Raw genomic sequence first — 19,279 nt, 5'->3', positions numbered from 1 at the left:
AGAGATAGAACGCTTTAAAAGAGCTCAAAAATTTATTTTAAAACAAAAGCAGACAAACAAAATTTGCTAATTTTAGTTTATATATTAGCAAGCTTAAATGTCAACTTTACGATCTGGAATGAAAAAAGTAATTTATCCATTACTCTCCCTCTCTTTATTACCCTTATTTTCAATTGCGCAAGAGACGAAACTCACTGCTGATGATCTCTTTGTAAAAGCGCGAAAGGTAGCCTTTGATTCAAAAGATTATCCGCAAGCCATTCAATTATCCAAACAGGCGCTACTTCAAGCACCGGATTACACCGATATTAGCATCTTTCTCGGGCGGCTTTATACCTGGTCGGATAAAATTGATTCGGCAAGAACCATCTTCACAGAACTGGACAAAAAGAACACAAATGATGAAGATTTCTTTTTGGCCTACGCTTCCTTGGAATATTGGAATGATCAGACTGACAAAGCTATTGCAATTACAGACAAAGGGCTTAGCCTACATCCGCAGTCGCAGGATCTACTTCTGTTAAAAGGTAAAATTAGTTATGGCAACGATCATTATGAAGCTGCCGAAAAGGCAATTCATAGTTTATTGGCCATTAATCCTAAAAACACAGAAGCTCGAGCACTGGCAAAAAGTATTGAAGAATATACGGCTAAAAACGCAATCGGTCTGACCTACAACTTCGTCTATTTTGACAAACAGTTTGATCATAATTGGCACATTGTCGGCTTAAGTTATAAGCGGGCAACCCCCATAGGATCAGTTATTTTCAGGACCAACTATGCAAATAAATTTGCAGAAAATGGCGTACAATTCGAGATGGAGGCTTATCCTCGTCTTTCAAAGATATTTTACCTCTACGTGGGTGCTGGATACTCCAATAATGTGGGGATTTTTGCGAAATATAGAACTGGCGTGTCTCTCTATGCCAATCTTCCGAACAGCTTTGAGGGAGAGATCGGATATCGTCAGCTTTATTTTAGTGACAACATCTGGATGTACACGGCTTCATTAGGAAAATATTACCAAAACTTTTGGTTCAATCTGAGGACTTATCTTACACCGGGCGAAAAGAATATTTCCCAATCCTATACCGGAACAGTCCGCTATTATACAAAAGGAGCAAACGATTACTTCGGATTTAGTGCCGGAACGGGTCTGAGCCCCGAAGAAAACCGAAATAATCTATTGGACAACGCTTCCTATAAATTAAAGACATTCAAAGTAGGTGCCGAGTATAACTTCTCGGTGAAACAAAGTAACCTATTTTCAATTTCGGGCACCTATTATAATCAAGAATTCAGGCCAAAAGAGAAAGGAAATCAATTGGACATCATCCTTGGTTATATTCGAAAATTCTAGTTCTTCTTTGTTCTATTAAAGTAATTTGTATACACACTGTCTGGAAGAAGTCGCTTCTGGGTATAAAAGAGTTTGTTCTTGCGCTTAAATAATTCAAAGCGCTTGGACAATTCCTCTCTTGCATTATCCGAGGCGGCATCTTCATTGAGCACTCCATCCAATTTATACAGTTGTCCGTCGGAAAGATGGTAACTGCCTTTTACAAAATCAATCAATTGATTTTTACTCTGCATCATGGCAATGCCATCACCCTGTGCTGAAGTGCCCTTGTCAAGGCCCTGACCGATCCAGGTAACTTGTGTAGGAGTTTTCATACCAAAATTCTCGCGATAGTAGGCCAATATGGAAGGTGCGACATCAAAATGGCTAACAAAATGATGAAAAGTCTTTGGCCCTTTCAAAAGTGGTGAATAAATCAACAGTGGAACATGATAACGATCGATTTTGCTTTGCAAGGGTATCTCAGGCATCGCGTGGTCCCCAGTTATGACAAAAATAGTATTTGCAAAATCTGGTCTCTTTTTATATTCATTAAAGAACTGCTCCATCGCATCATCCAGATTCAGCACCGAAACAAGCTGGGTACGGTTTTCCAAAGCCCACTTTTTTTGTTCGGGTGTAAGGTTCAATGTTGCGATACGTTGATCAAATAGTTGCTCATAATGAGCCGCATTATTAATCAAAAACGGATTATGGGTTGATAGTGTCAAAAGAACATGGAAATAAGGGTGTTCCTGTACCTTCTGTACTTCAAGAAGTTTGCTAAAGACAGCTTGATCTTCATATCCCCAGCTCTCCCCACCCTTTTCGGGTAATTTTTTATAAGGAGGTCCGAATGCGGCTTGGTCCATGAGCATATCTATTTTATTATAATCCATGAACTTTTTCATGAAATCAAAATTAGAATGACCGCCATAGAAAAACCCAGTATTGAATCCATTACTCTTCAGAATATTAAATAGATTAAAGTTGTCAGGCAAGGTGTCTTGTTCCAGGAATCCATGTGTTGCAAAAGGCAACGAACCTGTTATGGTCGGCAAAACGGAAAATGTCCGACCCGAGGAACTCATATTATTATCCCAATACAAAGACTGTTGCTTCAATGTACCTATAAAAGGTGTAAAGTTGCCAATATAGCCATTTTCAGCACTATAGGCATGTCCTAAACCCTCGATAACAAGAATGACCAAATTGGGTACTTTCGCCGTTTTCTGCATGTATGCCCCTAGGAAATCTTTAGTATCCTCTTTTTTCAAAAAGGGAAATTTAGTATCTACCACTTTTGCATCATCGTCGTCTTTATTGAACATAGCGAGCATCCCAGGGTGCTCATCCACGTAATTAGTGAAATTGGAATCGAAAAAATAACGCCACTTACTCCGGCTTGCGTTGGCGACGAATTCATCTTTTTCGGAGCTCCCCCCCAAAAGCGAAGCCGAGGAGACAAAAAACGATATGATCCCCAAAGATAACAGTGCAATACTCGCATAAGCCTTTTTGAATGTCTGTTTATTGGCTACCCAAAGGGGAACCCAAGAAATTACGATCAATAATAAAAGTAAAGCAATATTGGTAAAACTCAACATACCACTGGCCTCCAAAATTTGCTTCATCTCTTCCGAACTGTAATAGAACATATCAGCCCCAAGCAAATTTCTCGATTCGCCAAAATACAAAAACAAGATGAATTGCATAACGACAATAAACGAGAACGATATGACCATAAGAAGTCTTGCCCAAAAACTGCTGATGAACTGAAGCAATAAATAGCCGATTCCCAAACAGGCCAAGGATTGAAAGATAAACAAGATGTTATCCAAAAACAGGTATTTCCCGGCATGTGACTCCGAAAGCTGAGAAAATCGACGACCGTACCACCACCACTCGACACCAACAGATAACATATACAAGGCAAAGACAACCAACATAACAGGTCCTAAGCTCTGTAACGACAGAGTTAATCGCTGACCAAGGTATTTCCAAACCGACTCATTGGCATCTTTTTGTTGAAAGCCTTGCCGTGTCATTTCTCCCCAGCCATGCTGCTTGCGAAAGTAATCAACAACCCCCTGTACCCCAGCTTTAACAACAATGGGATGAAAGTATAAAGGTTCTAGTATCGCCGTAGTTATCAGGGTGGAGAGATCTCGTTTCTTCGAATAAACCTGATGGCTAACAAGATCAACCAAGATGGCATAGATCGAATACAAAATTCCGGAAGCTATCACCAGTGCAAATAGTGCAACGAAAAATGGCCAATTGATTATTCCTAGAATAAAAAAGATTAGAAAAACAATATAGCCCGTAAATTCGACAATGGGTCCCAAGAATTCAAAGAAAAACCAATAAGGCATACTGAGCATACCAAAACGGCCGTATTTGGGATTGAACATGAGTTTTCGATGTTTCCATAAGGTTTCCATCGTGCCCCGCATCCAACGATTGCGCTGCTTACGCAATACTTCTTTTGACTCGGGTACTTCCGTCCAGCACAATGGATCAGGAATGTTGACCACCTCGTAGGCTTGCTTTTGCTCCTCCATATAGCGGCGCATACGAACAACGAGTTCCATGTCTTCTCCCACCGTATTTCGGTCATAGCCCCCGCACGCTAATACAATCTCCCGGTCAAAAGCGCCAAATGCCCCGGAAATAAGAATTAATCCAGAAGCTCTGGACCAAGCCATACGGCCTAAAATAAAAGCGCGGATATACTCCAAAGCCTGCGTACGTCCCAACCATGATTTTGGTAGATTAACGTCGACCACCGAACCGTTCACGACATTACAGTTATTAGCCAAACGTATAACTCCGCCACAGGCTATAACGCGTTTGTCGGTCTGCTCCAAAAATGGCTTTGCTAATTTTAGAATAGCATCCTGTTCCAAAATGCAGTCCACATCAATACAGACGATATAATCTCCCGAAGAAATATTAACGCCGACATTGAGCGCATCAGCCTTACCTCCGTTTTCCTTGTCAACAACAATCAGCTTCTTAAAAGCTGGATTTTTGCTCTTATAGATCCCCCTTATATCCTTGGTCTCAATAGTTCCCTGAACAAAAAAGGACGTTGGTTCAAGTTCATAAGAAGCTATCAATTTCAAAATTGAGTCGTCTTTACTACCATCATTAACGATAATAATTTCCAGATTATGATAATACAGCGACAATAATGAACGTACGTTTTCAACGATGGTCATCCCTTCGTTGTATGCTGGCGCAATCAGACTGAATGTTGGCGCGTTGGGGTTGGTGGCAATAATACTATAATCCGTAAATGTATTATTGTGTTTGTAACGAAACACCGCTCCATAAGCGTATAGCCCTATCCAAGTATAGATAATGAATACTGCTGCCGAATAAAGCAAAAATAACCAAACTATAATTTCGTATACGATATGGGAAAACTCTAACATTTTTTCTCTTGCAAAGCGTGTTTAATAATTTGTGTAAGTTCGTCGTATGTATCTTCACGTTGTGAAATCTCGCGCAAATACTGTTCTTCGCCCAGTACAACGAGTACTTCTGCTGCAGAAATTTTAATTGACACTTGGTTATGATTCCACAGTTGATCCTTTAGAAAATACTCACTTTCTCTACTTTTGGCAATCTTCATTGCTTTAAGGATTTCGATCTGAACTTCTATTGGTTGCAGATCAAAATTTTGCATAAATTGCTGAATTGTCCCACTGTTCTCAATAGCCTGCAACGTTCGTATGGCTTGTACACGAACCTTCGTAGATGGATGATCCAATAGGCTAAAAACTTCGGTATAAAAAGTCATCAATCTAAATTTTCGGATCAAACGCAATGTAAATACGACGACAGAATCATTTGAACTCTTAAGCCAGGTATCCACATGTAACTCCGAAAGCTCGGGTATTTCATGAATAGAAAACAATAAACGCAATTGTTGCCAGTCAGATAAGGGACGATCGAAATGGTCCAAAAAACCAAGTCCCTCATATCCCTTAAAACTTACGATCGCATATTGTGCTTCTTGATATACCGCAGTACGGGGATCATTAAGCTTGGCTGTTATCTCAGGGATTGCCGGTTCAACATTCATCGCGGCAAGCTCTTGAACACCACCCGCAACCAGATAAGCTTTTCTATGCCGAAGCTTTCGCCAAGCCTCATCCTCCAATTTAAAATCATGAAACAACCTATTGATCGATTGTTTCGCTCCACCAGAAAATTTTCGATCCGAGTCAACTAATACATCCAAAAAAAGAGCCCGAAAAGAAGGTTCCTTCAGGTATTTCGCAAACTCCAAGTCTCGATCGCCATTCTCATCGCCACCTACTATAGTTTCCATAATTTTGTACTCGATGATCTGTCGCCAAGATTGCCTATTATGAAGGATTCTATAGCTATAAAAGCTGTATCCCAGTACTGTGATAATCAATAATAGTACTAAAATCAATACGATAACAATAGCCAGAATAAGCTCATGTAGCTCGATATGGTGGTGCATAATTTTATTTATTTATCAGGCGTTTTATCCTAAGAATCAGTTCGTTTGGACTAAATGGCTTAACCATAAAATCAGATGCGCCTAAATCAAATGCATCCACCACGACCTCCTCTTGGCCCATACTCGATAATACAATAACCGGGATTTTCTTTCCGATACTCTTTATTGCCGAAAGAATTTCAATACCAGAAGCAAAGGGCATCATAATATCCGTTACAACTAAATCCAAATTCAGTTCATTAATTTTCTCGATGGCTTCACGGCCATTTCTGGTCAGCACCACTTCGTGTCCTTCTTTCACTAATTTGTGTTCAACAGTACGTAGTATCAATTCGTCGTCTTCCGCTATTAAAATCAACATATCATTATTTATTTAAGATTTTTGCAATTAATTCCAATCCGATATCCATTTCTTGTTCGATTGCCGCAAAAGCGATCGCAAGGTCTGTTTCAATCGTTGGGCTGATCTCAAGGTCCTTGGTCATTTGAGCCAATTTAATAAGTCCGGCTGTCGATGAAGTTCCCCGCAACTTATGAAGGAGTTCTTTGATGCGTACAATATCGTTTGTATCAATGGCCTCCTTTAACTGCTTTCTAGACCCCTTTATTTCCCGGACGACCAAATCCAGAAAAAAGGTTAAAAATGCGGGATCATCGCCAGCCTGTTCTTCCAGCCGTCGCATATCCAGATGCTCGTCCAAATCTTCCAGATCCGAGGCTTCGGCAGCACTAGGTTTAACCGATAACATGGCTTTTTCCAAGGCCTTGAATAAATCCTGTTGACGAATAGGTTTAGCTAGAAAGTCTGACATTCCCGCTTCCAGACAGCGTTCCTTTTCGCCTGAAATATTACCGGCAGTAACACCGATAATAGGTGTCTCAGCATAGGATGACATTTGCCGGATCTGTTTGGTTGCTTCAATACCATCGACCTCGGGCATCTGAACATCCATCAAAATAAAATCAAATTGTTTTTCTTTGCAAGCACGAATGGCTTGGGCTCCGTCAGAAACTTCGGTTAACTGGGCGCCAGGCATGATACTAGCCATCATGCGTAAATTAAGCGCCATATTAACGGCATTGTCGTCTGCCAGGAGCACCTGAACGTCTTGACCGTACGAATCTGATGATAACGATAAGTTTGCATTCGCCTTTACTTGCACAGCATCTTCCCTATTTTGTTGTATCGCCCTTCTTAAAGTCGAATACAGTTCTTCAGATTTAATCGGCTTAAGTAGACAGAATGACCGCTCCTCCTGTCTAAATGCAGAAATCACCTCATGCTCTTCCGAGGAAGTATGTAATACAATCAATGGAATGCCTTCTTCTTGTTTTCTAAAGAGTTCCTTAATCTTTTCTATCGTTTCCAGACCCGATAAGATAGGCATATGATAGTCCATTAAAATCACATCGAATCGTTCACCTTTCATCAGCAACTGTAAGGCTTCCATACCGTTTTCTGCGAGGACAGACTCAACGTTTTTATAGGCCAACATATGTTGAAGGATAATCCGATTATTAGCATTGTCATCGACAACGAGGACACGATTTAACGGTAAGTCTGTATCTTCCTCCTCCATTTCTTCGCATCGGACCTCGATATCAAAATAGAACGTCGATCCGACGCCCAGTTCGCTTTCCAGATTCAATTTACTACCCATGTATTTCAGGAGGTTGTTGGAGATTGTCAAGCCTAGTCCCGTGCCGCCGTATCGTTTACTGACGGAGCTATCTTCTTGTGTAAAGGCATCAAAGATGCGTTGTTGTTTCTCTGGTGGAATTCCTATCCCCGTATCTCTAACCGAAAAACGTAAGGTCAATTTATCCTCATCGTTGCGAAGTTTACTGATCTTAAATTCAATCTCACCTTTTTCCGTAAACTTAACGGCGTTACCTAATAGATTCACCAATACTTGCTTAATACGTGCCTCATCAATCCAAACAAAAGCCGGCAGCCCCTGTTCAATGTTCAAAAGCAGTTCGACTTCTTTGCGTTGTGCTTGATAGAGAACAACATTAATAACCTGATTCGCTACATCATATACATTATACTTATCGACAAATAATTCAAGCTTACCGGATTCGATTTTTGAAAAGTCTAAAATATCATTAATAATATTGAGTAAGCTATTTCCAGATTCATTGATATAGCCTAAGTATTGTAACTGTGTGTCATTTAATGGTGTTTTTAATAACAAATCGGAGAATCCAATCACACCGTTCAATGGCGTTCGAATTTCGTGACTCATATTGGCGAGGAATTCGGACTTTGCCTTACTCGCCAGATCGGCCAACTCTTTCGCTAATTTTAATTCATCATTTATTTTAACCGATTCAGTGATATTTTGTGTAAAAATAATGATCCCACCTATACTTCCATCAGCGAGATGCCACGGTCTTACTTCCCAATTGAAATGTTGTGCTTCGGCAAGTCCACCAGCCTGTATGACTTCATCCGTATTCTTATACGGTATTCCCTCCAGCGCATCAAGGTAGATTTTTTTTCTATTTTCCGGTATATTTGGAAACAATTGAAAAAAGTTACTATTTGGCGGCAAACTTACTCCTTCGTGAAAATCTTCCAACCATTGATTACTCACCGAAATATAGTTAAAGTCTCGGTCAAACATAGCAACCGAAGCAGGAACATAATCCACAAAAGCCCGTAACATAGATTCTTTGCGTTCCAGTTCCAAGAATAGCGATTTACTTTTATCAATATCCTGAATAATTCCAAAAACACGTTTACACACATCATTTTCAAATTCGGGAATACCTTTTACCCGCACCCAAATTGATTCACCATCTTGTTTTAATAGACGCAATTCGGTATCATAGGGTGTTCTTGTTTTAACGGCGTTTTCAAAAATTCCACGCAAAATAACCTGGCTTTCCGGCTCATAAAATCCGATTGCATGTTCAAAATCAGGTGTAAAATCAGGATCCACACCATGAATTAACTTCGTGGAGTCGGACCAATAGACCTTGTTTTCAGCTAAATTGACCTCCCATCCGCCTACCTGAGCGACAGCATTGGTCTGCTCCAGGATTTGTTTGGTATGCAAAAGATCATTTTCAAGGCGCAGTCGATCCGTCATATTCAAGGCCGTACTGACAACATAAGATCGTCCATTTTCATCCGTTTCCAACATATTATGGTATAGCCAAGAAATGTCTTCACCATCTTTTGTTTGAAGAACCATCATTCCCGAGTCCTCTTTGTTGCTTGCAATACGTTTGAGATAGTCTTCAACAAGACCGACATGATGAGACGGCACCAATTTCTTGAGGTTAAGTCCTTTTACCTCTTCTTTGGCATACCGCAATATCTCCCTTCCTTTTTCATTAACGGATAGAATATTACCGTCCAAGTCATGCATGCTCATCAGACCGATCGCATTTTCAAAAAAGCTACGGAATCTACGTTCAGAATTCTCCAACTTGAGTTTTTCTTCGCGCTCTTTTGTTACGTTTCTGCCAAAAGCCAGAATATCATGATTTATTGGATCATATTTGAAATGCCATTCAATTTCAACAACTTGGCCATTCTCTATTTTAGTCCTACTCGTTGATTGAACGCCGTATTTGGTTTCCTCAACCCGACCTAAGTCCGACACTAATTCCCTTTCAGTATCTCCCAATAAGGTAAAAATAGATTTGCCTAAACTATTCGACCTGGACAATCCCAGGACTTTACTAAATGCGGGGTTAACTTCTTTTACCTTGCGCGCCTCATCCAATACACAAATAATATTGTTCGTCAAGTGAAAAATTTCGGAGAAATAACCAGCCTGAACTTTTCGTTTTTTTCCCAATAATATTTTGGTTACTGCCTTGCCCAGCTCCTCCAACGAGTCTTTTTGTTTATCCGAAAGCGTTTTCGGGTGGAAATCAATGACACAGATCGTTCCAAGCGCATCGCCATCATCATCCAGGAGCGGAACGCCGGCATAAAAACGGATATTTCCCTCGCGAATCAATGGATTGGAAGACGAGCGTGGGTCTTCAAAAGTATCTTCAATGACGAGGACCTCCTTACTCATTATGGTGTATTGACAGACTGTATTCTTCCTGTCAACGGTATCCAGCTCCATACCAACGCAACTTTGAATACGTTGTGTGTCTTGCTCCATCATGGCAATTAACGCTGCGGGACAATCTGTAATCAGACAGGCCGCCTGCGCAAAAACATCCAGCTCAGGGTCTTTCCCGAGTCCCATTAACTCATAGGACTTTAATTTTTCTATCCTTCTTAACTCATTTTCAGGAAAAACATTATTTGCCATTCACTTCTACTATTTAGATCTGGTTTATTGTGACCGTGAAGTTAATAAAAACATTGTTTAACGCCTAAACAATAAGGAAATATTGCTCAGATAAATGTTTTATAAAGAACAATCAACTGCAAAAATAGTTGATGCTATAAAAAGATTATTCATACGCCTTCTTCATAATTTAGTTATTTACTAATTGAATTTTATATCGTTTTTACCTTATTAAGAAAGCGGGAACTTTAATTCTACAGTGCATTTGGATAAATTGATCCAGAAAATAGCTTAAAAACGAAAGAGCCCCGCTAAATGTGATAGCGGGGCTCTGCGATAGGTATAAGTTAAAAAAGTTTTTCAATACTATGTTCGGCATAGCCGGCACTTGCTGTCATTCCCTTCCCTCCGATACCGGTTCTAACATGTATCCTTGAGCTAACGTCGATTTCAAGAATATGGTCTTTGTGCTGCGAATAATAACCTGCCCAAGAGGATGAAATCGAGGCACGCTCCATCGGCATGATACGGTTGGCTTCTGTAATCATCAATTCATTGATATAGGAATTCACAGCGAAGCCCAATTCATCCAGTCTGTTGCCCGCTGCATATTCGTGCGAATCACCGATAATAATACTACCATCCGTGGCCTGTTTAAAAAGCATATGAATTCCATAATTGCGTAGCTCCTGATAGTGATCAGGCAATGGAATTGTTTGAAAAGATGGGCAGTATTCTTCAAAACTCTCGTATCGACGAATGGTCAGTCCTGTTAAAATATTCCCTGGCAAATGGATATGGGCCAAAGGTTTCGTTCGCATCATTTGCAACTTGCTAATTTCAAGTCCACTATTGTCAAATAAGGAACGATATAAAATTTTAAACTCGTATCCATTGCAAATAAGCAATTTCTTCCCTTCAAAGTTTTGCAACGTACTGCTTGTGACAACAACAGCATCATTTTTATCCTCGCAGGCCACAATTGTCGTATCGTATTTCAACGTATAGTCCACAAACTTATTTTGCATATAAATATGCAGCTGTCTAATCATTGACTCGGGTTCTACACTGAGTTCCTGCGGAAAAAAGATGGCCTCTTTAACATAACTAGCATTCATCACAGGATATTTCAATAAAACCTGTTCCTTCGACCAAAGTTCATGTTCATATCCTTTCGCTTGATAATGCTTAGATAACTCATGAAGTACCTGAACTTCATCATTATCTGAAGCAATATAGATACTACCATTTTTTCTAACGGATATATCCATCTCCCGCTGAATAGATTGATATATTTCAAGTCCACGTACACCATAATCAAACCATTCACCGGCCATCCCCGATGGCACTACTTGTCCAAAATTACGAACGGTAGATCCCACGGGAAAATTATCCTTTTCGAGTTGGAGCACACGTAACCCCTTTTGTAACGCATGATAGGCATGAAAGGTTCCTAAAATCCCGCCCCCAACAATAATTACATCATATGTATTTGTTTTCATCTTTATAAATAGAATATCATAAAAAGTATAGTTAACTAATTTGTACTTCTCCTTTTGTCGCATGCCAAGGAGCCAACAACTCATCGTCGCTTTCTTTCATCTGTTCTTTTTTTCGAATAAAATAAAGTAGGGAGAAGATGCCCAAAATCGCTCCGATAATAGACGCCGAAAAAACCAATTGAATAAAGTAATTTCCCCAAGTAACAGAATTTGGCATAAACTCTTTGTTCACCAATATCAGAAAACTACCCAAATAGCCGATTGAATCAGCCATATACATCACAAAACCAATATTACTTTTCATACGATATGTAGCGATCATTCTTTCAAAAAATATAGCGTTATAAGGAATGTATGCCATATATAACCCCAAACCGACGAGCAACATCCAACTTAAACCATCAATCCATTGCCTCGTAAACAAATAGGTAGAAATACCTGCAGTAAGGAAACCCATAATGATCATATAGTGAATCAACTTAAACGCTTTAAGATTGTTTTTAACCATGATAAGACAACTCACCAACAGCAATACAATTAATGAAATAGTCCCATCAACTTTTGCAAAAATACCCGCTCCTTTTACATGTAACATCTGCCAGATTTCTACCTCAAAGTTATCCCGCACGTCACGTAAAATAGTAAGCATCGTGTACACGATAATAGTCAATACAATCCCGGGCATAAAGGTTTTAAAAAAGTGTTTTCGCATTTGACTGTCCATTGCAACGCGTTCTGTCCGTAGCTTCTTATCCTCCGTTGTAGGTTCTGGGGCATTTTCAAGTATCCATACGCACAAAATAAAGGGTAGAAAAAAAAGTAAACCCGTCAAAAATGGCATCCAAAATTCATTAATATGAAAAGAAGACATCAACCACCGTCCAACAGTTTTTATCAGTCCAGAAGCAAAAATCAGACTCACGGACATTACTGCCCCCATAATCTCTGTAAAACGCCTTCCTTCTAAATAACTAAATACCAATCCCCAAACCATTCCCAATGGAAAACCATTGATAAAAAGAAAGACAACATTCCAAGGCCTTGGACAAAGTGCAAATGCCAAAAGCCCTATCCATGAAATACAAATCAATGCGATTAAATACCGTCCTCTATTACGTTGTTTACTTTCAGAAATAAATTTAATGCCATAGAACTTTGACAACAAATAGCCCAGCATTTGAATGACCACCATACAGACTTTATAATCGACACCAAAAATAGTATCATTTGCAAAGGCAGATGCCGTAAATGACTTTCTAAATGAATACATACTCGTATAACATAAAAATGCTGTAACAGCCAGAACAATAGCCACAGATTTCTCATCCAGTCTATTTATGCGTCGTTTTATTCGTTGGTTTAACTCCATCATCTAAACTTGTTAACAGACCTCATCGTCCGCAATCAAAAGTAAATTTTGGAAATTAACACAAGACTAAACTTTTGTTAAGTATTTGTAAACAAATATAATTATCCATTTGTAATACGAAAAGTATAAAATAAAAAAAGCATCATTGAATGATTCAATGATGCTCTAATACTTAACGTGTTATTATCTATTTCTTATTTTCAAAAAAGTATACAATTAGCATGACGGCCTTTCCATTTCCAACATTGCGCGGTGTATGTGATAGTCGTCCATTAAAGAAAATCGAATCGCCCTCCGCTAAGCTAATTTTTTGATCATTGAAGATATACTCCACCTGTCCGCTAATGATATATTTATATTCATAGGCTTCGGTCTCCACCATGGGGCGTTCTGCATCTGGAAGCAACTCCAAAAGAACAATATCCATGGTCGAACTATCCATCGCAGTTGTAAAAATCCGTTTATAATGAAAACCTATCGCCGACTCTTTTTCAAACGGACTATACGTATCTTTTTTCCGAACGACCACAGGGCCTGAATCCAAGTCAGAATTAAAATCTTTAAAAAACTCGTTAAGATCAATATTCAGTGCATTGATGATATTAATCAATACGAGTAAGGAGGGTATTGTTCTGTTATTTTCAATCTGCGAAATAAGCCCCTTGCTTACACCCGCTCTATCGGCAACTTCCTGTATGGTAATTCCTTTTTCTTTTCGAATTTCCTTAATTTTATTGCTAATCTTGAATATCGTATTATCTTCCATAACTTGGCCAAAAGTAAACATTTTTATGATGTCGTGTATATTAAGTTTTTATCACTTAATCATAGGTCACCTATAAAATTATGATATTTTACTGTTCTCAGAAAACTGAGGTTCAATAACAGTAGATTTTTTTTCATCATTCATTTTGCTCAGCATTGGTGAGTACTATTGGTAAACTTTAACCCAGTCAACACGCATCTCAACGGGTAGCTTGTCTTGATTCACTTCACCAACCCAGCTTCCGCCCAACTGTTGGTCAATCAAAAGATAAAAGGGTTGATCATAAGGCCACTGAGAGGGATCTACACCATCAACTCTTGGGTAAGTAAAGGTGTCAACACCATTTAACTGAAATACGATACGGTCGGGATACCAGCTTATACCATATATATTATACGCGTCAGTGTTGACCGAAGCGGTACCAAAATGTTTCGGATTCTCCTTTTGCCCCAGATCCAACGTATAATAGGAATGCGTGGTCTGGTATATGATATTGTCAAAATTAAGATGCTCCATAATATCGATTTCACCATTTCTAGGATATTTCCCATACTTGTCCAACTCCGCCAGCATCCACATGGCAGGCCATGCTCCTTTTGCACTTCCTAGCTTGGCTCTGATTTCTATGCGTCCGTACTGAAAAGCAAACTTCCCCTTGCTCCATATCCCGCCTGTCAAAAATGGTCTTGAATCGCTATTTTTGTCTGTATTTTTTATTCCTTTAAGAATTAACTCACCATTTTCCCATCCAAAACAGGCGTCATCCATGCTCATATGCCGATTCCAATCGGCTTCCCCTGCTGGAATCCGGGACCATTTACTACTATCTAGTTTTGGGGAATTGAAGTTTTCTTCCCATACCAGCTTCCATTCTTTAAGCTCACGATCCTTCTTTTGCATATACACATAAGGATATTCTTTTGGACTATAATGAACACTACATGCAGAAAATAGTAAGAAAAAACAACTTAGGCTTAGGACTCTCTTCATAATTAAAATAGTGGTTTCGCAAAAAATGATTTAGGCCTAAATTTAGACATAAATTACCATAACCGACAACTCCGCTAAAAATTAATAGAAACAAAGATTCGAACGCAAAAAATGAGATTGCGCAAAGTCCTTAAAACATAGGGTGAGCATTTGCCGCGTTCTTAGGTACATCTTGCTGCGCGTCCCAATGCTCTACGATTTTACCTTCTTCCAATCTGAAGATATCGATTGTCGATTTAAGGCTACCATCTGGATTCTTATTTTTTAGGTGTATGAAGACCAAGTCGCCGTCTGAAGCAATATGCTGTACATCAATCTTTGTCTTAGGCTGCCCTTCAAACCACTTTGTCGCAGCGAGCTTAAACGCTGCTGCCCCATCCGCAACAGCGGGATTATGTTGGATATACTGAGGAGAAATGGACTTGTCAACTGCAGAAATATCCTTATCACCAAACATTTGCTGATAAAAATCTAAAACGATTCTTTTATTCTCTTTGTTTTCGTCAAGTTGTTTTTGCGCAGCTTCTTTGGATTCATCTGTCGAAGGTTGCTGACAACCCAGCGTTAGCAATAAAACAGAGAAAGTCATAACCTTAACCATTATTCTATTTTTCATCTTTAAATCCATTTTAATTGAAGTCATCGATTCACACCTCACCTTAGCACACTCCAATTTACCTAATTTATACAATATAAACAGCTTTTATCTGAGGTCTTTTACTTTATAAATATTGGCATGATAATTGGATTTATTCCTATAGTATAATATTCAGAAATATACATTTCATAAATTTAGGTTAATAATTGGTTAGGTTAAACACCTGAAGTCCCCAACTTCAGGTGTTTTTTATATATTTTCGAAAATCAGTATTGCTATAAAAACAAAAATGACAATTATCGCTTTTATTAATCTAGTTCAATAAAATTCCTTATTGCGCGATGTAACTTTACGTCAGTTAAGAAAATAAAATTATCAGCTATGGAAAATAAAATATTAGGACTACATCACATTACGGCGATAGCAGACAATGCGAAGCGAAATCTCGATTTCTATACAAAAGTACTGGGCGTACGCCTTGTCAAAAAAACAGTTAATTTCGACGACCCAAGCACCTACCACTTCTATTTCGGTAATGAACAGGGCGAACCAGGAACGATTCTTACGTTTTTCCCTTGGGAAGGTATCGGAAAGGGTACTCCGGGAGCGGGAATGGCAACTCATATTGGCTATGCCGTACCTCAAGGGAGTTTGGATTTCTGGAAAAATCGCTTAGCGGAACATCAGATTAGTTTACAGGAAAATGAGATTTTTGGAGAGAAGCTGATTTCATTTAATGATCCCGATGGATTGCAACTTCAGTTTATTGAAACTAACGACCCTAGAAAGGCATGGACAACTACCGACGTCAATGCAGATCATGCGCTAAAAGGATTCCATAATGTCACGCTTTCATTAAAAGAAGCAGATCCAACTATACGCGTATTGACCGATATTTTAGGTTATTCGTTTCATCAGCAGGATGAGAACCGCTATAGATTAACAACTGACAGCATTGAAACAGCAAACATTGTCGACATAATAGCGGATAAAAATCTGCCCTATGGCAAAAATGCGGCCGGCACAAACCATCATATCGCATTCCGGGTAAAGGATGATAATGTATTGATGGAGTATCGCGAAAAGGTCCTTTCGGCAGGGCTGAATATCACAGAAAAAATAAATAGAGATTACTTTTTCTCACTCTATTTTCGTGAACCTGGCGGTGTCTTATTTGAAATCGCGACAGACAATCCCGGGTTTACAGTAGATGAACCCTTATCCACTTTAGGAGCGGCACTCAAATTGCCAAAACAATATGAAAGCTATCGTTCGCAGATTGAACAGACATTGCCAAAAATCGATTAATAAAAGTTTATAAACATCATTTTACAAAAGAAAAAGTTATGGAAAGAACTGAAATTGTATTAGACAAAAATCAACGTGGGGAGCTCCAATTATTCTCCGACGATCACAAAGCAGGTTTAATGAGCATCGCTATCATTGACGGGAATTTAGTAGTTTACCATACAGAGGTAGACGAAGCTTATGAAGGCCGAGGATTTGCCAAAATACTTCTTGAGAAATTGGTATCTCATGCGCGTGAAAACAACATGAAAATTGTTCCTTTATGTCCTTATGTAAATGCACAGTTTCATCGTCATCCAGAGCTTTATCAGGATGTTTGGTTTAAAAAAACGGTATAAATTACCATAAAAAGAAGGTACAAAATGAGTCATTCAATCAATATTAAAACGGCTGGGCAAAGTTTGGAACAGGCAAAAAAAGCCATCGTCATGATCCATGGTCGTGGGGGAAGTGCAGAAGACATCATTGGTATGTCATCCTATCTTCATGTCGATAATTTTGCGTTACTTGCACCACAGGCAGAAAATCACAGCTGGTACCCCTATTCTTTTATTGCTCCCGTACAAGAGAACGAACCCTGGTTGAGTTCTGCAATTGATCTGATCGATCATACGGTCAAACTAGCTTTAGCCAATGGAATCCTCACCGAAAACATCTATTTTTTTGGTTTTTCTCAGGGTGCCTGTTTAACACTAGAATACCTTACACGGCATGGTCAACGCTATGGTGGTGCTATAGCAATTATTGGCGGAGTAATCGGTGAAGAAATTAACAGGGATAATTACAAGGGTGACTTTGCTCAAACACCTATTTTTATAGGCACTAGCGATCCAGATTTCCATGTTCCTCTTGAACGGGTGGAAGCTACAGTAGCCATCTTAGAACAAATGAATGCCAATGTAAAGCTCATGGTATATCAAAACGCAGGCCACTCCATCAACCGCGAGGAGATCGATCTTGCAAACGAATTCGTTCTTTAAGAAAGACAGAAATGATCCATTGGTAAGAGTGATCCATTGGTTGTTGATTAACTATGATTAATCAACAACCAATTTTTTCGACACATTAGACTTTAGGGTATTTATAGCCATTATGATAAACTGATGCCAGGTACCTATTCGCTTTCTGATCCGTAAAATGCTGTTGTTCTTTATCCCAATAGAGTTTTTGTCCTGTCCTAAATGCAATATTTCCCAATTGAGAAAAGATGGCAATATGGGCTCCTACTTCAATTGGTGCATGGAGTATTTGTGGATTACGTTGGCGAATGGCAGCCACAAAATTTTCCATATGTTTATCCAAGCCATTATCTAAAGAAGGTTGGATAGAGACCGCTTCCATCCTTCCTTTTTCTGGAATGACCTCCCATCCCGATCTATTCAACACCAGCGTACCATTGTTACCAATAAATGCGACACCATGATTACGATTATAAGGTCCGAGATCAATACCCTTAGCATGCTCCCATTGGATGTTGAAGCCCTCAAACTCATATACGGCAGTCATGGTATCAGGCGTTTGGCCAGCATCGTCCGGGAATGCGAACTTACCTCCTGAGGCCATGATGGATTTTGGATCGGAAACTTTCATCCCCAGTAAAGCATAATCCAACATATGCACGCCCCAATCTGTCATCAAACCACCCGCATAGTCCCAAAACCAGCGGAAATTAAAATGGAATCGATTCGAATTAAATGGTCTTTTTTGTGCCGGGCCTAGCCATTCCGTATAATGCACACCTGCGGGAACCGGTTCATCGGGTACAATGGGAATAGCACTTTTCCACCCCTGATAAGACCAAGCTTTCACCAATCGTATTTTACCTAATTTACCCGAATGAACAAAATCAATGGCGTCCTGGAAATGTTGCTGGCTCCGTTGCCACTGTCCAACTTGCACAATAGCCTTATTCTTTTTTGCCGCCTGAACCATTAATTGACATTCAAGGATAGAGTTACCAATAGGCTTTTCGACATAGACGTGTTTCCCCGCATTTACGGCATCGATCATTTGCAGGCAATGCCAATGATCCGGAGTTGCAATAATGACCGCATCCACCATTGGGCTGTTGAGCATTTTTTTATAATCTACAAATGTTTCGACATGTATGTTTCTTTTCTGAAGTTCTTCCGCTCTCTTTTTAAGAATATTTTCATCCACATCGCAAAGAGCGGTACAAACCAAGCCATCATTCTTTAACAACGCATTCAAATCAGCCCAGCCCATACCATTTACACCAATTAATCCAACCCGGATGGATTGATCTAAAAAGGTTGAACCTTTCGCATTTAAAAAAAATGTTGAAGCAGCTAAAACAGTAGACGTTTTGATAAAATCTTTTCTATTCATTGGATATTGGTTTAAGTTTTGTTTTTAACGGATATCATCTAAATATCAAATACGAATAGACTACATATGCTTGGATGAATGCCATTTAACAAGAATTACGTTCTTTATTATTAAAAACAAATTGCTTCGATGAAAATACAAAAATGAATTTAGGTGCTCGCAAAAAGCATTGTAAAATATATATCGACAATTGTTGCGGAACCTTATGGACAAAACGAAAAAATGGTCGAGTTAGAATCACTCGACCATACATCTACCTATGAAAAACATGCCCTTGGGAGGGGCGCATGAA

The 19,279-nt window shown here is 39.2% G+C and carries 14 protein-coding genes; 4 read left to right on the top strand and 10 right to left on the bottom strand.

Going from position 1 to position 19,279, the window contains the following annotated elements:
- Positions 1 to 118 precede the first annotated feature (118 nt).
- Positions 119 to 1,360, top strand: a complete 1,242-nt coding sequence (locus tag B3600_RS18440; RefSeq protein ID WP_286753921.1) for a YaiO family outer membrane beta-barrel protein — start codon at positions 119 to 121, stop codon at positions 1,358 to 1,360.
- On the opposite strand, the gene B3600_RS18435 is transcribed toward B3600_RS18440, so the two are convergent.
- The 9 genes from B3600_RS18435 to B3600_RS18395 form a co-directional block, all read right to left on the bottom strand.
- On the bottom strand, positions 1,357 to 4,779 hold the full coding sequence (locus B3600_RS18435) for a sulfatase-like hydrolase/transferase (RefSeq protein ID WP_286753920.1): 3,423 nt from the start codon (positions 4,777 to 4,779) through the stop codon (positions 1,357 to 1,359). The genes B3600_RS18440 and B3600_RS18435 overlap by 4 nt on opposite strands.
- Positions 4,773 to 5,840 (bottom strand): hypothetical protein, encoded by a 1,068-nt coding sequence (locus B3600_RS18430; protein ID WP_115049269.1) that lies wholly within the window; start codon positions 5,838 to 5,840, stop codon positions 4,773 to 4,775. Before B3600_RS18430 ends, B3600_RS18435 begins: the two co-directional genes overlap by 7 nt.
- Before the next feature lie 4 nt (positions 5,841 to 5,844).
- On the bottom strand, positions 5,845 to 6,201 hold the full coding sequence (locus B3600_RS18425; protein WP_070570518.1) for a response regulator transcription factor: 357 nt from the start codon (positions 6,199 to 6,201) through the stop codon (positions 5,845 to 5,847).
- 4 nt (positions 6,202 to 6,205) lie between these two features.
- A complete protein-coding gene (locus tag B3600_RS18420) occupies positions 6,206 to 10,126 on the bottom strand; it encodes a response regulator (protein WP_286753919.1) in 3,921 nt (1,306 codons plus the stop codon).
- Positions 10,127 to 10,452: 326 nt separating this feature from the next.
- Positions 10,453 to 11,607, bottom strand: a complete 1,155-nt coding sequence (locus tag B3600_RS18415; RefSeq protein ID WP_286753918.1) for a TIGR03364 family FAD-dependent oxidoreductase — start codon at positions 11,605 to 11,607, stop codon at positions 10,453 to 10,455.
- A 31-nt stretch (positions 11,608 to 11,638) separates the two neighbouring features.
- Complete coding sequence (locus B3600_RS18410) at positions 11,639 to 12,979, bottom strand: DUF5690 family protein (RefSeq protein ID WP_286753917.1); 1,341 nt, start codon at positions 12,977 to 12,979, stop codon at positions 11,639 to 11,641.
- A 184-nt stretch (positions 12,980 to 13,163) separates the two neighbouring features.
- On the bottom strand, positions 13,164 to 13,742 hold the full coding sequence (locus tag B3600_RS18405; protein WP_286753916.1) for a helix-turn-helix domain-containing protein: 579 nt from the start codon (positions 13,740 to 13,742) through the stop codon (positions 13,164 to 13,166).
- A gap of 165 nt (positions 13,743 to 13,907) precedes the next feature.
- The gene (locus B3600_RS18400) at positions 13,908 to 14,732 is read right to left on the bottom strand and encodes a glycoside hydrolase family 16 protein (RefSeq protein ID WP_070565327.1); all 825 of its coding nucleotides are present in this window, start codon (positions 14,730 to 14,732) and stop codon (positions 13,908 to 13,910) included.
- A 130-nt stretch (positions 14,733 to 14,862) separates the two neighbouring features.
- Positions 14,863 to 15,348 (bottom strand): nuclear transport factor 2 family protein, encoded by a 486-nt coding sequence (locus B3600_RS18395; protein ID WP_286753915.1) that lies wholly within the window; start codon positions 15,346 to 15,348, stop codon positions 14,863 to 14,865.
- A gap of 363 nt (positions 15,349 to 15,711) precedes the next feature.
- Here B3600_RS18395 and B3600_RS18390 point away from each other — a divergent pair, with 363 nt between their 5' ends.
- From B3600_RS18390 to B3600_RS18380, 3 genes are read left to right on the top strand one after another with little or no spacing between them, the layout of a single operon-like run.
- Entirely contained in the window at positions 15,712 to 16,638 is a 927-nt protein-coding gene (locus B3600_RS18390) for a ring-cleaving dioxygenase (protein ID WP_070565329.1), read from the top strand.
- A gap of 38 nt (positions 16,639 to 16,676) precedes the next feature.
- Entirely contained in the window at positions 16,677 to 16,976 is a 300-nt protein-coding gene (locus B3600_RS18385) for a GNAT family N-acetyltransferase (protein WP_046672947.1), read from the top strand.
- Between the two features lie 24 nt (positions 16,977 to 17,000).
- Entirely contained in the window at positions 17,001 to 17,618 is a 618-nt protein-coding gene (locus tag B3600_RS18380) for an alpha/beta hydrolase (protein WP_286753914.1), read from the top strand.
- A gap of 85 nt (positions 17,619 to 17,703) precedes the next feature.
- Here B3600_RS18380 and B3600_RS18375 read toward each other — a convergent pair whose 3' ends face one another.
- Positions 17,704 to 18,987 carry a Gfo/Idh/MocA family protein gene (locus B3600_RS18375; protein ID WP_070565333.1) on the bottom strand — a complete coding sequence of 428 codons (1,284 nt, stop codon included), beginning with the start codon at positions 18,985 to 18,987 and terminating at the stop codon, positions 17,704 to 17,706.
- Between the last annotated feature and the right edge of the window lie 292 nt (positions 18,988 to 19,279).

It is taken from the genome of Sphingobacterium sp. UBA2480, from assembly GCF_002341965.1.
In the GTDB taxonomy this organism is placed as follows: Bacteria; Bacteroidota; Bacteroidia; order Sphingobacteriales; family Sphingobacteriaceae; genus Sphingobacterium; species Sphingobacterium multivorum.
Note: the sequence above shows the minus strand (reverse complement) of the source record. Positions and strands in the feature narration are given on the sequence as shown.